At 58.5% G+C, this 13664-nt stretch carries 12 protein-coding genes; 4 read left to right on the plus strand and 8 right to left on the minus strand.

Translation table 11 applies throughout. From position 1 onward, the window contains the following. Positions 1-38: 38 nt before the first annotated feature. The 8 genes from ACFQW4_RS21660 to ACFQW4_RS21695 form a co-directional block, all read right to left on the minus strand. Positions 39-1208 carry a cupin gene (locus tag ACFQW4_RS21660; RefSeq protein ID WP_377727490.1) on the minus strand — a complete coding sequence of 390 codons (1170 nt, stop codon included), beginning with the start codon at positions 1206-1208 and terminating at the stop codon, positions 39-41. A gap of 10 nt (positions 1209-1218) precedes the next feature. Next, complete coding sequence (locus ACFQW4_RS21665; protein ID WP_101760659.1) at positions 1219-2001, minus strand: HpcH/HpaI aldolase/citrate lyase family protein; 783 nt, start codon at positions 1999-2001, stop codon at positions 1219-1221. Continuing rightward, a complete protein-coding gene (locus tag ACFQW4_RS21670) occupies positions 1983-2699 on the minus strand; it encodes an alpha/beta fold hydrolase (protein ID WP_377727494.1) in 717 nt (238 codons plus the stop codon). The genes ACFQW4_RS21665 and ACFQW4_RS21670 overlap by 19 nt, the downstream gene beginning before the upstream one ends. A 2-nt stretch (positions 2700-2701) precedes the next feature. Beyond that, complete coding sequence (locus tag ACFQW4_RS21675) at positions 2702-3883, minus strand: MFS transporter (RefSeq protein WP_158238591.1); 1182 nt, start codon at positions 3881-3883, stop codon at positions 2702-2704. A 10-nt stretch (positions 3884-3893) separates the two neighbouring features. Then, the gene (locus tag ACFQW4_RS21680; RefSeq protein ID WP_377727498.1) at positions 3894-4655 is read right to left on the minus strand and encodes an SDR family NAD(P)-dependent oxidoreductase; all 762 of its coding nucleotides are present in this window, start codon (positions 4653-4655) and stop codon (positions 3894-3896) included. A 10-nt stretch (positions 4656-4665) separates the two neighbouring features. After that, positions 4666-5985, minus strand: coding sequence for a histidinol dehydrogenase (hisD, locus tag ACFQW4_RS21685; protein ID WP_377727501.1), 1320 nt, complete (start codon positions 5983-5985; stop codon positions 4666-4668). A 170-nt stretch (positions 5986-6155) separates the two neighbouring features. Continuing rightward, entirely contained in the window at positions 6156-7457 is a 1302-nt protein-coding gene (locus ACFQW4_RS21690; RefSeq protein WP_377727504.1) for an amidase, read from the minus strand. After that, positions 7454-8689, minus strand: coding sequence for an MFS transporter (locus ACFQW4_RS21695; RefSeq protein ID WP_377727507.1), 1236 nt, complete (start codon positions 8687-8689; stop codon positions 7454-7456). Before ACFQW4_RS21695 ends, ACFQW4_RS21690 begins: the two co-directional genes overlap by 4 nt. 298 nt (positions 8690-8987) lie before the next feature. Here ACFQW4_RS21695 and ACFQW4_RS21700 point away from each other — a divergent pair, with 298 nt between their 5' ends. The 4 genes from ACFQW4_RS21700 to hisD (ACFQW4_RS21715) all read left to right on the plus strand — a co-directional run bounded on the left by ACFQW4_RS21700 (position 8988) and on the right by hisD (ACFQW4_RS21715) (position 13625). Beyond that, positions 8988-10055 (plus strand): LacI family DNA-binding transcriptional regulator, encoded by a 1068-nt coding sequence (locus ACFQW4_RS21700; RefSeq protein WP_377727510.1) that lies wholly within the window; start codon positions 8988-8990, stop codon positions 10053-10055. Then, positions 10055-11023, plus strand: a complete 969-nt coding sequence (locus tag ACFQW4_RS21705; protein ID WP_110868187.1) for a nuclear transport factor 2 family protein — start codon at positions 10055-10057, stop codon at positions 11021-11023. The genes ACFQW4_RS21700 and ACFQW4_RS21705 overlap by 1 nt, the downstream gene beginning before the upstream one ends. Before the next feature lie 152 nt (positions 11024-11175). Then, positions 11176-12330 (plus strand): ester cyclase, encoded by a 1155-nt coding sequence (locus ACFQW4_RS21710; RefSeq protein ID WP_309832628.1) that lies wholly within the window; start codon positions 11176-11178, stop codon positions 12328-12330. Further along, positions 12327-13625: a histidinol dehydrogenase gene (gene hisD / locus ACFQW4_RS21715; protein ID WP_101760649.1), complete on the plus strand. Its 1299-nt coding sequence runs from the start codon at positions 12327-12329 to the stop codon at positions 13623-13625. Before ACFQW4_RS21710 ends, hisD (ACFQW4_RS21715) begins: the two co-directional genes overlap by 4 nt. Positions 13626-13664: the final 39 nt, after the last annotated feature.

Here is a 13664-nt window from a genome sequence, read left to right on the forward strand (position 1 = left end):
CGTCAGGTCGCCATTTATGGCGACCTTTTTACATACCATTACGCCTCTTGCGTCGCCAACCGCCGACCGGCACGCTGGGCCACCAGCGGCAACAATGCCTGACGTACCAGATAGCCATCTGGATCCAGCCCCCAACCTAACGCAGCAGCGGCATCGACAATCGCTTTATCCCATTCCAGTTTTTTCCGTCCGTCACCCGCAGTGGTAATCACCACTTCACACGCATGATCGGGTGCCTGATAGCGACGCCAGCTGCCTGCCGGCACGGAAATCACCGAACGCTCCGGCGCGGTCATCGTCACTTCTTCACCATCACGATTGAAGGTCACAGTAAGCGTGCCCTTAAACACCATGAGTACTTGCACCTGTGCGCAGCGGTGCGTACCCATCTCGCCCGCTTGTGGCAAAGCCAGCCACTCTACCGAGAAGCCGTGTGGTGTGTTGATGGGCGGAGCGACCTGACGATCCTGATTGATGCCATAGCCGATAACGGGTGCCATACGCGCACCGTGACCTGGCAACATGGCATCCAGTAGCGCGTGATCGCTCCAGGCGCGCTGCTCACCGGTGACGGCAAACTGCGCCATCTGCTCGGGCGTAAAATGCTGTAACTGCGCCATCTCCGCCTCGGGCAGCGGCGGCATACGCTCTGCAACCGGCGGGATCGCCGCGCCGGTTGAGGTATCGATCAGCATGTTATTGGGGCTGAGATAGAGTCCATACTCCGCCGCCGCCGACATCACATCGGGATGCCAGATAATGCCGCCGGTGTTATCGCCGCCTAGCACGGTAAATACCCAGCCATCGGTATCGGTAGCCGACACATTGGTGAAGCCACGGAAAATCCAGGTGGGCAGGCTGACAATCGCCGGAGCGTCGAGCTCCAGCGACTCTTCGCCTTTATTCCCCCAGCGGAAACGCCAGCGGCCTTCATGGATCAGGAAGACTTCGGCAGTGAAATGCAGATGCAGATTATTGGTCACGCCTTTTGGCATCGCCGCCGCGCCAATATTAAAACCGTGCGCTTCAGGAATATTGATCACCTGCTCAGACGACTGCGTCACGCCCGGCCCGATAAACGAGTAATTCTGCTTGAGATGCGAACCCGGCAGTTTGCAGTCGATAAACGCCAGATTGCACGACACCATATCTTGCGGCGCGATCAGGCGCGCACGTGCTGCTGTAGCGGACAATGTTTGCTGTTTCATCTTCTTCTCCTCAATAACCCGAACCAGAACGAACAGGCAACGCCTCACCGCGCGCGGTGGCGACAGCGTGGCGTGCGGCATGCGTTAGCTGCATCACATCATTGGCGGGGGTCACCAACTGAAAGCCCTGTGCGATGCGCTGTGCGGCGGCTTCTCCGCTGGTACAAAAAATACCGGCCAGTTTGTGGCCGGCGCGGGTGCGGCTCAGCACCCGTTCAATGGCATTTAACATCTCAGGATGCTGCGATTCGGCGCTGGCCTGGCCGGTGAGCGTAAGGGACAGATCGTTGGGGCCGATAAACACGCCGTCCAATCCCTCGACGTCGAGAATGGCATCAAGATTGGCCAACCCCGCGCGTGTTTCAATCATCGCCAGCGTCAGAATTTGCTGGTTAGCATGCTGCGGATAATCTTTGCCGCCATACAGCAGCGCACGCGCTGGACCAAACGAGCGCGAACCTTGCGGCGCATAGCGGCAGGCATCGACAAACTGCTGCGCTTCGGCGGCATCGTTGATCATCGGGCAGATAATGCCGTAGGCGCCGGCATCCAGCATGCGCATAATCTGCGCCGGCTCGTTGTGCGAGACGCGCACCAGCGGCGTCGCGGGTGTGGAGGATAGCGCCTGCAACATGCTGAGTGCGGCGGCGAAATCGATCAGGCCATGTTGCAGGTCAACGGTGACGGCATCAAAGCCCTGATGTCCGGCAATCTCGGCGCTGTAGCTGCTGGGGATCGCCAGCCAGCCGTTAATAATCGGTTCACGGCGTTGTTTTAAAGGGTTGATACGCATAATTCACTCCTCTTAATCCAGGTTTGCAGCGCGCGGGCACAGGCTTGCGGCTGCTCCAGCAGCAGAAAGTGTCCGCACTGCTCAAGCGTGATGTGGCGTGCGGCGGGAGCCGCTTTGACAAGCAGGTGATGGTGTTCGGGGGTGCAGATGGCGTCGCTGTCGCCGTTGAGGATCAACAGCGGTGCCTGCAGCGACGGTAAGGTATGCCGTAAATCGCGACGTTGTATGGCGATGGCGGTCTGTTGACGAAAGCGCTCAACGCTGCTGCGTTCTGCCATCGTCACCAGCGCGCCAAGCAGCTCGCGATCCGCCAGCCGCGATGCATGCACATAGCGCGGCCAGAGTTGCTCAACCACCGATCGCATACCGTTTTTCGCAGCTCGATCAAGCAAGGCAATACGTCCCGCAGCGTTGACCGGCGCATCCGCCAACGGATTCACCGCCAGCAGCGCGAGGCCCGCGATACGTTGCGCGGCTTGCGCCTGCATCTCCAGCGCCACCAGCGCACCCAGCGAGAATCCCACCAGTAAAAAGCGAGCAGGCAAGTCAGTCAGCAGCTGCGCCGCGAGCTGTTCGGCGCTGTCAGCACCGCTCATCTCGGGAATGATCATCGGATGCGGCGGTAGATGGCGGCAAAGCGGTTGCCACAACGCGCCGTCGCACAAGGTACCGCCCAGTAACACCAAAGGCAGTGACATGATTAGCCCTCCGCCACAGGACGGGCATTCACCATCCGCATCACATGGCGCACCAGCAGCAGCGACAGCAATGAAATAATGCCAATCACCATAAAGCCCTGTTGCATCGCGAAGTAATATTTGATGTAGCCGACCAGCACCGGGCCAAAGAAAATCCCGGCGGAGTAGATGCTTTGATATAGCCCAACGCGAGTGGATTGCTGCCAGGCGGGCGTGCGGGTGACGATTAGCGAATTCAGCACGGTGGAGATCATGCCGAAGGCACAGCCCGCCAGCGCCTGCAAGCCATACAGCAGCCAGATATTGGGCGCGTAAGGCATGGCTATCGCTACGGCCCCTTGCAGCACGCCGCCGATAATTGCCGTGTTGCGTAAGCCCAGCAGGCGATAGAAGAAGGGCGCGCACAGCGCGGTGGCCAGCGCATAGAAGAACAGATGGATGCCGCTTAGCGTCGCCAGCGAAGCGGCCGCCATGCCAAAGCCTTCTGCCAGTAGCGGCGTCAGCGTGTCGCGCGTGGCAAATGGCACCATCATCACCAGTGCACAGAGTCCGCCGAGATACCACACCGAAGGATCACGCAGCTGAGTGCGAACCGCAGAGAGACGTTGCGCCGTGGGCATCGCTTCCGGGCGTTTTTCACGGATAAAGAATGTCAGCAAAAAAGCCAGCAGCGCGGCAGCGGACGCCACCAAAAAGCTCGATTCGGCACCGAAATGACGGGCAATAAATCCCGCCACCGAAATCCCGATAAAAGTGCCTACCGGCGAGGTGACGCTCAGCATGGCGATCGCGGCGGCGGCTTCCAGCGGCGGGAAGTAAGCCACGAACATCACGTTATACACCACCCACGTCGCGCTGGTGACGCCATCGGCGAGCTTGGCGATAAACAGTGTTTCCGGTGTCGGCCAAAGGTAAACCACCGGCCAGGCGATAAGCGTAAACAATAAGCCAATCTGGATAATGCGTTTGCGGCGGCGAAAGCGGTCCGACAGAATGCCGGTCGGAAAACGCAACAGCATCGAGGCCAATCCGGTAGCACCGATGATGATTCCCATCACGCGCGCCTCGACATTCAGCGACATGATGTAGGGGGCGAGAAACGGATCAAAGGCGTGAATGCTGATAAAAAACAGCAAGCTAATAATGAAAAACAGCAGCACATCACGACGCAATAACGCTTTCATAATGAGTTCCTCAATAAGCCGTCCAGCCGCCATCCACCTTCAGCGCGCTGCCGGTGACCAACGCTGCGGCCGGTGATGCCAGAAACACCACCGGCCCCATCACATCTTCCAGCGTGCCAAGACGACCAATCTGAATGCGGCGCAGCGTCTGCTGGCGAAACGCTTCATCTGCCAGCGAGGCCTGCGACAGTTCGGTTTCGATAAAGGTGGGGCACAAGGTGTTGATGCGAATGCCATCGCGTCCCAACTCCAGCGCCATGGCACGCGTCAGCCCTTCCAGCGCCGCTTTTGATGCGCAGTAGACGCTGCGCTGCGGGCCGCCGACGTGCGCCATCTGCGAAGAGAGATGGATAATGCTGCCGCCGTGTCCGGCGGCCTGCATGCCGGTCGCGACCTGCTGCGACAGGAAAAACGTGGCGCGCAGGTTTACGTCCATTACCGCATCAAAGTTAGCTTCGCTGACCTCGCTAAACGGCTGATGGCGCGCCAGCCCGGCGCTGTTGACCAGCACATGAAAGCTCGGCAAAGCGCGCAGTGTCTGGCGCACCGCGTGCGTGTTGCAGACGTCGAGCGGCAGCGGATGCAATGTCAGGCCGGCGCTCGCCGCCTGCTGCACGGCGTGCGCCAGGCGATCGGCGTCGCGCGCGGCAATCCACACCTGCGCTCCGGCGTCGGCCAGCGCGATAGCGGCGGCAAAACCGATACCGCGCGAGCCGCCGGTCACCAGCGCGCGCTGTCCATCCAGGCGAAATGAAGGGGTAGTCGGAACCATGCGCGCCTCCTTATTTCACCGTAACCGGCGCGGGTGCGGCGTAGGCCACTTCCTGCTGGCCGTAGCGGCGCACGCGGATATTGGCCTGTTCAGCATGACCGGCAAAGCCCTCCAGCAGCGCCAGGCGCGAGCAGTAAGCGCCGATTTCTGCCGAAGCCGCATCGCTGGTGACGCGCTGCCAGGTGCAGGTTTTCATAAATTTGCCCACCCACAAGCCGCCGGTATAGCGCGATGCCCCCAGCGTGGGCAGCGTATGGTTGGTGCCGATCACCTTGTCGCCATAAGCCACATTGGTACGCGGCCCGAGAAACAGCGCGCCGTAATTGCGCATGTTCTGGTGATACCAGTCATCGCGATCGGTCATCACCTGCACGTGTTCAGAAGCGATGCGGTTGGCTTCTGCCAGCATCTCGTCGTGATCGGCACAGAGAATGATTTCGCCATAATCGTGCCAGGCTTGTTGCGCCACATCGGCGGTAGGCAGTTGCAGCAACAGCTGGTGGATATAGCGCTCGGTCTCCTGTGCCAGCTGGCGCGAGCAGGTCAGCAGAATCGCGGGTGAGGTGGGGCCATGTTCCGCCTGGCCGAGCAGATCGGTTGCGCAGAGTTCACCGTCAATGCTGTCATCGGCGATCACTAGCGTTTCGGTAGGGCCAGCGAACAGGTCGATGCCAACGCGGCCAAATAGCTGGCGTTTGGCTTCGGCCACCCACGCGTTGCCCGGCCCGACTAACATATCGACCGGCGCAATCCGCTCAGTACCAATCGCCATGGCGCCCACCGCCTGAATGCCGCCGAGCGCATAGATCTCGTCGGCGCCGGCCATCGACTGCGCCGCAACAATGGCTGCAGCCGGTTTACCGTGAAACGGCGGGGCGCAGCTCACGATGCGATCGCAGCCTGCGACTTTGGCGGTAATGATCGACATATGCGCCGAAGCCAGCAGCGGGTATTTACCGCCCGGCACGTAACAGCCGACATTGCTGATGGGAATGTTGCGATGGCCAAGTATCACGCCCGGACGCGTTTCAATCGCCAAATCGGTCAGGCAATTTTTTTGCGCCTGAGCGAAGTTATGCACCTGCTCCTGAGCGAATTCGATGTCGCGAATATCTTGTTTGGTCAGCTGTTGCAGGCAGGCATTAATCTCCTGCGGCGTTAAGCGGAAATCATCGCGGGCAAAGCCATCGAACTTAATCGAGAGTTCGCGCACCGCGTCATCGCCGCGCGCTTCAATTTGCGCCAGCACTGCTTCCACATCGCTGCGAACGCGCTGTTGCTGCTGTTGGCGTTCTGCTTTCGCTGCCGCCTGTTTTAACCAGATTGCCATGCTCATTTCCTCATCATTGATTGCTGTTAATCAGGGTTGCATACGTATGCAAAGAGCGTAAAGAGGCTGAAAGGGGAAAAGATGAAAAGTGAGAATGTGCGCAGTTTTTTCAAATTGCAGGCAGCAGAAAGCCCCGCAGAACGGGGATTAACATGATGACTTATCAGGTTTTACAGTCGCTCTATCGCCAAAGCGAGCGCCAGCAATGCTTCTTCATCAGGCGCTGGATAGAGCAGTTCCAGCCCCAGCGGCAAACCGTTAGCTAGTTGACCAAACGGCAACGTTACGGCGGGTAAGCCGCTGATGGCCGCCAGCTCCGGCGCCCAGCCCGGCGGCATCTTCTCCAGTGAAATCGGAGTGCGCTGGCTGGTGGGATAAATCAGCGCCTCCAGCCGCTGATCCTGCATCTGCTGTTGCAGTTGCTGACGCAAATGGCGTTGAAAACGGCGTTGCTCGCGCCATGCGGCACACACCAGCGCGCTGCGCGTGAGGTGTAATTGCAGCAGTTCATCGAACTCGGCGAGATGTTCGCCTCGTGCCAGCAGATCCGAAAGCGAAGCAGGCGCATGGTCCATTTTGCTTAGCCAGCGGGACATCGCCGGATGGAATTCGCGCAGGCTGAGACAAGGTTCCTGCGCCACGCGCGATGATAGCGGTAACCGCAGCGGAATTAGTGTGGCGCCCGCCCGCCGCAGACGAGAGAAAGCCTGTGCTAATGCCTGACGTTGCGCGTCATCATTGCCTGGCAGATCGCTAACCATGCCCAGCCGCACACCCCGCAAGGTTCGCTGCGCTAGCGGGCGCACCGGCAGCCCATGCGTTACCTGATGCAGCAGCGCCGCATCATCCACGCACCATGTCATCGGCCCAACGGTGTCTTTGCTGAGCGAAAGCGGTGCGACGCCGCGCAGCTGGCGGCGGCGAAATGCCGGACGCAGTCCCACCAGACCGGTCCATGCCGCGGGAATGCGAATCGATCCGCCAGTATCACTGCCGAGTGCCGCATCCGCCATACCGGCCACCACCGCCGCTGCGCTGCCGCCGCTTGAGCCACCGGCGGTCAGCTGTGGATTCAGGGGATTGCGCACATCGCCGCCGAGCGAACTGCGCGAACGTACGTCAAAGGCGAACTCAGACAGATTCGCTTTGGCGAGAATCAGCGCACCCGCAGTTCTCAGGCGTGCAATTACGCGCGCATCTTCACGTGGCTGTGCTTCGGCCAGCGCCCGGCAGCCGAGCGTGGTAGCCATGCCGACGCAATCAATATTATCTTTTATCACCAGCGGAATGCCGTGCAGCACGCCAACCGGCGCGCCGCTACGCCATAAGCGATCGCAGCGCTGTGCCTCTTTCATCACCTGGGGATTAATACTGATAATCGCGTTGAGCGCGCGACCTGCGTTGATAGCGGCTAAGCGGCGTTCAACCTCTTCCGCACTGTTGCGCTGCGGTTGCAGGCGCGCGGCACTCATTTCACCGCATCCTGCGACAGCATGCCGCTCGCTTTACGTGCCGCTGGCGGCAACTGACGCTGCTGCACCCGTTTTGCCGCTAGCGGTGTTAACACGCCAGCGATCAGACACAAGCCACCAATCACCCAATAACCCGCGTAGACATTGACGTGTTGCAACAACACGCCCATCAGCACCGGGCCGAAAAACATGCCGCACGAATAGATGGTTTGAAACAGCCCCATCCGGGTGGTTTGTTCATGTTCCGAAGTGTTAACCACGCTTAAGGACATAAACACGGCAAACGCCATGCCAAAGGAAAAACCGGCCAGAGCTTGCCACAGGTAAATCAGCCACATGTTGCTGGTCAAGGGGACGAAAATTGACGAGATGATTTGTAATCCGATGCCCATCAGCGCGGTGTTAACCAAGCCCAGCCGCTGATAAAACACGGAACTGCACAATGCCACGGCCACACCATAAAACAACAAGTGGATATTACTCAGCACTGCCAGCGTGCCCGCCTTGGCACCTAACTGCTGAGCGTATATGGGCGTGAGCGTGTCGCGAGTGGCAAACGGGACCAAAATCACCACCGTCGCCAGCAGCCCAATAAACCAAATTGAGCGGTCCGCTAGCTGGCGTTTAGCGCTGTCGATACAGGCTTTGAGGTGCGGCGCTTTGTGGCTATCTTCCTCTTCACGAACGCGCAGGCTGAGAAGCAGCGCCAGGCAACCGGCAATCGCTGGCACAAAAAACGCCTGCGTACTGCCCAGCCATAGGGCAACGGCACCGCAAATGGCATTGCTAATAAATACGCCAATCGGCCCGGCCAATGCCAACAGCGCCACCGCAGCCGGCGCGTCATCACGAGGAAAATAGCGAATGAAAATGATGTTGTAGAGCACCCAACTCGCGGCAGCGATGCCGCAGGCCAGCTTGGCCAGCCAGAATGTCAGCGCAGCGGGGAACATCCATGCCAGCGGCCAGGCAATCACCGGCAGCAGCAGGGCGAACTGCATAAACACTTTGCGATTTTTCATCACGTCAGAGATGACGCTGAGCGGAAAACGGATGCACAGCGACGCCAAACCAGAGGCGCCCATGATCATGCCGATGGTTTGCGGTTCAATGCCTAATCTCACCATGTAAGGCGCCATGAAGGCATCGAAGCCGTGAATGCAGATAAAAAACAGCACGCTCATGGTGAAAAACGTCAACAGCTCGGGACGGCTAAACAGTGCTCGAAACATGTTAAACCTCTTATCAACACAGATAAGTGACTAAAAACGCGGGTTTCATCCTGAGTCCGGGTCGGTTATGTTGCATGCATTGAATACGTATTCAACGGCCGAAGTTACGAAATGATTTCATGTTTGTAAAGTGCGTGCTTGGCAATGTGAAAAAAAAGTTATTGAGTGTTGCATACGCATGCAAAAAAGGTGTAAGAGTAAAAAACACACACCGAAGCAGGTGAGTCCGGTTGATGAAATTGGCTACAATGCCCGGCAGTCACCCGTGCATCAGTGTGCTAAACAGGAAGATAACGCCATGAAACGTAAGACCTTCGGTCCAGTGACCTCACAACACGTTGCGCAGCACGCCGGCGTTTCACAGTCTGCGGTATCGCGTACCTTCACGCCGGGCGCCAGTATTTCACCGGCCACGCGTGAAAAGGTGCTGCAGTCTGCCCGTGAGTTGGGTTATCGACCCAACGCGTTGGCGCGATCGCTGAACACCGCACGTTCGCGCATCGTTGGTGTGGTGATCTCTTGTTTCGATAATCCGTTTTATCCCCATGTGCTGGAAGCGTTGGGGCGTGAACTGGATGCGCTTAACTACCATCTGCTGCTGTTCGTCAGCGATCGGGATAGCAATGTTGACCGCATTTTCGATCAGATCATGCAGTACCGCGTGGATGGCATTGTGCTGGCATCCGGCGCGTTATCCGATGCCTTATCCGAAGAGTGCCACGGCGCGGGCATTCCGGTGGTGCTGTTCAACCGCACCGCCGAAAGCGAAATGGCGTCAAGCGTGAATACCGATAACCGTGCCGCCGCACGTCAGATCGCCGAATTTCTGTTGGCAGGCGAACATCAACGCTTTGCCTGCATTACCGGCGCGAACAACGCTTCGGTAAATCAGCTACGGCTGGACGGTTTTCGCGAGGCATTGCGCGCGCGCAACATCGACGTCACGGTGTTAGCGGGTCAAAACGACAGCGAGCAAACCGCACAGGCGGCGCGTCAATTGTTCAGCAGCGGCACGCCACCCGATGCGGTGTTTGCCGTCAACGATCATATGGCGCTGACGGTTATGGATGTGGCGCGTTACGAGTTTGGTCTGCGCATTCCGCAGGATGTGTCGGTGGTGGGTTATGACGATGTTGGTCCAGCGGGCTGGCCTTCGTATGCGCTGACGTCTATCTGTCAGCCGGTTGAAGTGATGGTGCAACGCACCATTGGCCTGCTAATGCAGCAAATCGACAGCGCGGTGATGGCACCCGAGCAAATTGTTATTCCCGGCACGTTGGTAGTACGCCACTCCGCGCGGCGTCCGCGTCACGGCGTGGTAGAAGAGAACGGCCAGCTGCTATTTCGTTCAGAGGAGGTTGAGTAATGCGATTGCCGGGTTTCAGTCCCCAGTTTGATTCTATTCAGCAGTTTATTCTGACGTTAACCCACGTGGTATGGGAGCAGAAGGATATCGGGCAGCTGGCTGATTTCTACGCCACGCCGGTGGTATTTCACACGCCGGAAAAGCGCCTGACCGAACTCAGCGATTTCATGCGTTTGACGCTGGAAGCGTTACATTGCTTCCCGCAGCGTCAGGTGCTGACCGAAGATATTCTCACCGCGCGTGAAGGCGATACCTGTTGGTACGCCTCGCAGCGCACGCAGGCACGTATTCAGCATCTGGGCGAAGGCTTCTTTGGCGCGCCGAGTGGCAAAACGGTTTGGGTACGTACTTTCGCCGATCGTATTTGTCGTGATGGGCTGGTGGAGCAAGAGTGGCTGCTGCAGGATCGCGCGGGCATTCTTGCGCAGATTGGTACCAACGTGGCGGAGTTTGCCCAGCATCTAACGCAGATGCGCCAGCAGCAAGGGCTGGAGATGCCCGCGCCCGAAGAGCTGGAAGCGCGTTGGGCTGGCGGCCCGGATGGCGATGATGCCGAAGGAACCATCGCGGGTTTGATTGAGCGCTATCTCAGCATGTGGGCCGGCGGCAACAGCGGTGTGGTGCCAGGTGTTTATCATCCTGCCGCCACCTTGCACGGACCGGGCCACAGCAGCTTTACCGGCGAGCAGGAGATTGGCAGCTTCCTTTCCGGCTATCGCGCCTCATTCGCTGACAGCGAAACGCAGCTGCATCATTTGGTGGTGCGCCGCGATGCCAACGAACCGGTGCGCATCAGCCTGCGCTGGTCACTGTTGAGCTGGCATGACGGCTACGGAAAGTTTGGTCCGCCGTCGCGCAAGCCAGTGTGTATTTCCGGTATTTCTCATTTGGAATTACGTGATGGCGTCATCATGCGGGAATATTTAGGTATCGATGAACTCTCAATCTGGTTACAGCTACTCAGCTGATTAATCAGCACTTTTAAATAACGCATCACGTCACGGTAATTAATCCCTTAATTACCGACGGCGTTCTGCACCCTGAATTCAGCCGGGTGAATCGGCAGCGCTTGATTGCGAGGACCGCGCTCACCCTTAATTCGTCAAAAGCAGGAGTGTTTATGTCTACAACGGATACGGCTAATAAAGCCACCGCCAGTGAAAAGAGCGCAGAAAAAACCTCAGCACGCACCCAGGCCGAACCGGTTTTGCAGGTTGAGCGACGGGATTTTGTCGATCTGGTTCCAGAAAACCGTGCGCGGGTGCAGCCAATGCGCGGTTTCGATCCCTGCTATACCGATATCGTTGATTACATTGTGCGTTGTACCCACAAGATCTGGGATGAGCGCGATGTCGGGCTGATCTACAGCCATTACACCCATAACTGCGTGTTATATAACGCATTGGGCACCATTTATACCCGTGAACAAGTGGTGCTCGATACCTTGCAACGTTTGGTCGCCTTCCCGGAACGTCGCGGCATGGCAACGCAGGTGATCTGGAACGGCAACGACGTTGACGGTTTTTACACCTCGCATCTGGTTACCGGTAGCGGCCGCCATACACAATCAAGCCAATACGGTAAACCCACCAACCGCACCTTCACCACGCGCACCGTGGCGGACTGCATGATTCTGGAAAACAAGATTTACCGCGAATGGGTGGTGAGCGACAACATGTCGCTGATGCGTCAATTGGGGCTGGATACCGACCAGATCGCGTACAACATGGCGAAAGAGCAGTTTGATAAGGGTTTCCGACTGACGGAGATTGGCGAAAACCGTCGTCTGCTCGGCCAGTATCCGCCGGAAAGCGATCCGGATTACACGCTGGCGCACAGTGATACCGAGGCGCAGGTGCTGGGCTGGCTGCACGAGATTTACAACAAACGCATGCTGGGCAAAGTGAAAGAGGTTTACGCCAGCAATGTGCAGTGGCACGGCCCACTGATGAAAGAGCTGTATGGTCAGGCATCGGTGATCCATCAGACGCTGGCGCTGATCGGCATGATCCCGGACGGCGCATGGATGCCGCAGCATATCTGCTCCAATCCATGTGAAGAGGGCGGCACCAAAGTGGCGGTGCGCTGGGTAATGGAAGGGCATCATCTTGGCTACGGCGAGTTGGGTAAACCGACGGGACAGCGTCTGCTGGTGATGGGCATGAGCCATTATCACGTAGTAAACGGCAAAATTGTTGATGAATGGGTGGTTTACGATCACCTGGCGATGCTGGCGCAGATCAAATTGGGACAACTGGCGGAGACGGAAGTATGAGCAAACAACGCGTGCAGTTTATCAAGCAAGCCGCGGGCGAGGATGCGCAGGCGGATGCCAGCCTGATCGCCACCGTGAGCGACATTATTAGCAACGTGCGTCAGCGCGGAGACGCGGCACTGCGTGATTATTCGCAGAAATTTGATGGTGTCGCGCCGGAGCAGCTGGAAGTTTCGGCAGCAGAGATCGAGCAGGCGCTGGCGCAACTCGCCGATCAAACCCGCCAGGACAGTGAGTTTGCTATTGCGCAGGTGCGCCGCTTCGCCGAAGCGCAGCGCGCCACCTTGCAGCCGCTGGAGATTGAGACGTTGCCGGGCGTTCATCTGGGGCATCGCATCATCCCGATTGAAACCGTGGGCTGCTATGTGCCGGGCGGACGCTATCCGATCCTCTCCGCGCCGGTGATGTCTATCGTGCCAGCGGTTGTGGCGGGCTGCGATAACATCATCGCCTGTCTGCCGCCGGGCGCTCATCCGGCAATGATTGCAATTTGCCACTTGGCCGGAGCGCACCGCATTTTCAAAGTTGGTGGTGCGCAGGCCATTGCCGCGATGGCATACGGCACCGCATCGCTGCCGGCGGTGGACAAGATCGTCGGGCCGGGCAACGCTTTCGTCAATGAGGCGAAGCGTCAGGTATTTGGCAAAGTGGGTATTGATGCGTTGGCGGGGCCGAGCGAAATCTTTATCGTCGCCGATGACAGTGCTGATCCGCGCGTGCTGGCAGCGGATCTGCTGGCGCAGGCGGAGCATGACGTGCGCACGCGTGTTGGGCTGGCCACCACCAGCGAACGCGTGGCGCATGCAACATTGCGAGAAATTGAGGCGCAGCTGGCATCCTTGCCGACGGCGAAAACGGCTGGTGAGGCGTGGCAGCGTCAGGGCGAAATTGTTCTCTGTGCCGACGAGGATGCGATGGTGGCGTACACCGATGAAATCGCCACCGAGCATCTGCAAATCCATGCGCGCGATCCCCATGCGCTGGCGGCGCGCATCCGCAATTACGGATCGCTGTTTATCGGGCAAAACGCCAGCGTGGTGTTTTCTGATAAATGCTGCGGCACCAACCACACGCTGCCCACCATGGCGGCGGCACGTTACACCGGCGGATTGTGGGTCGGTGCGTATCTGAAAACCTGCACGCATCAATGGATTGACGATCAGGGCATCGCCGCCATCGCTGCTCCTGCGGTGCGCCAGAGCCGTACCGAAGGGATGCAGGCGCATCGTCGTGCAGCGCAGATTCGTTTGCAGCCAGAAAAACTCGACGCCATCCTGCGTGGCGCGGAGGATTAGTCCGTGACTTTCATCACCTGCCAGGCGAGGATGCTGGCA

It is taken from the genome of Pantoea sp. GCM10028869, assembly GCF_042666835.1.
Classification (GTDB): Bacteria; Pseudomonadota; Gammaproteobacteria; order Enterobacterales; family Enterobacteriaceae; genus Pantoea; species Pantoea leporis.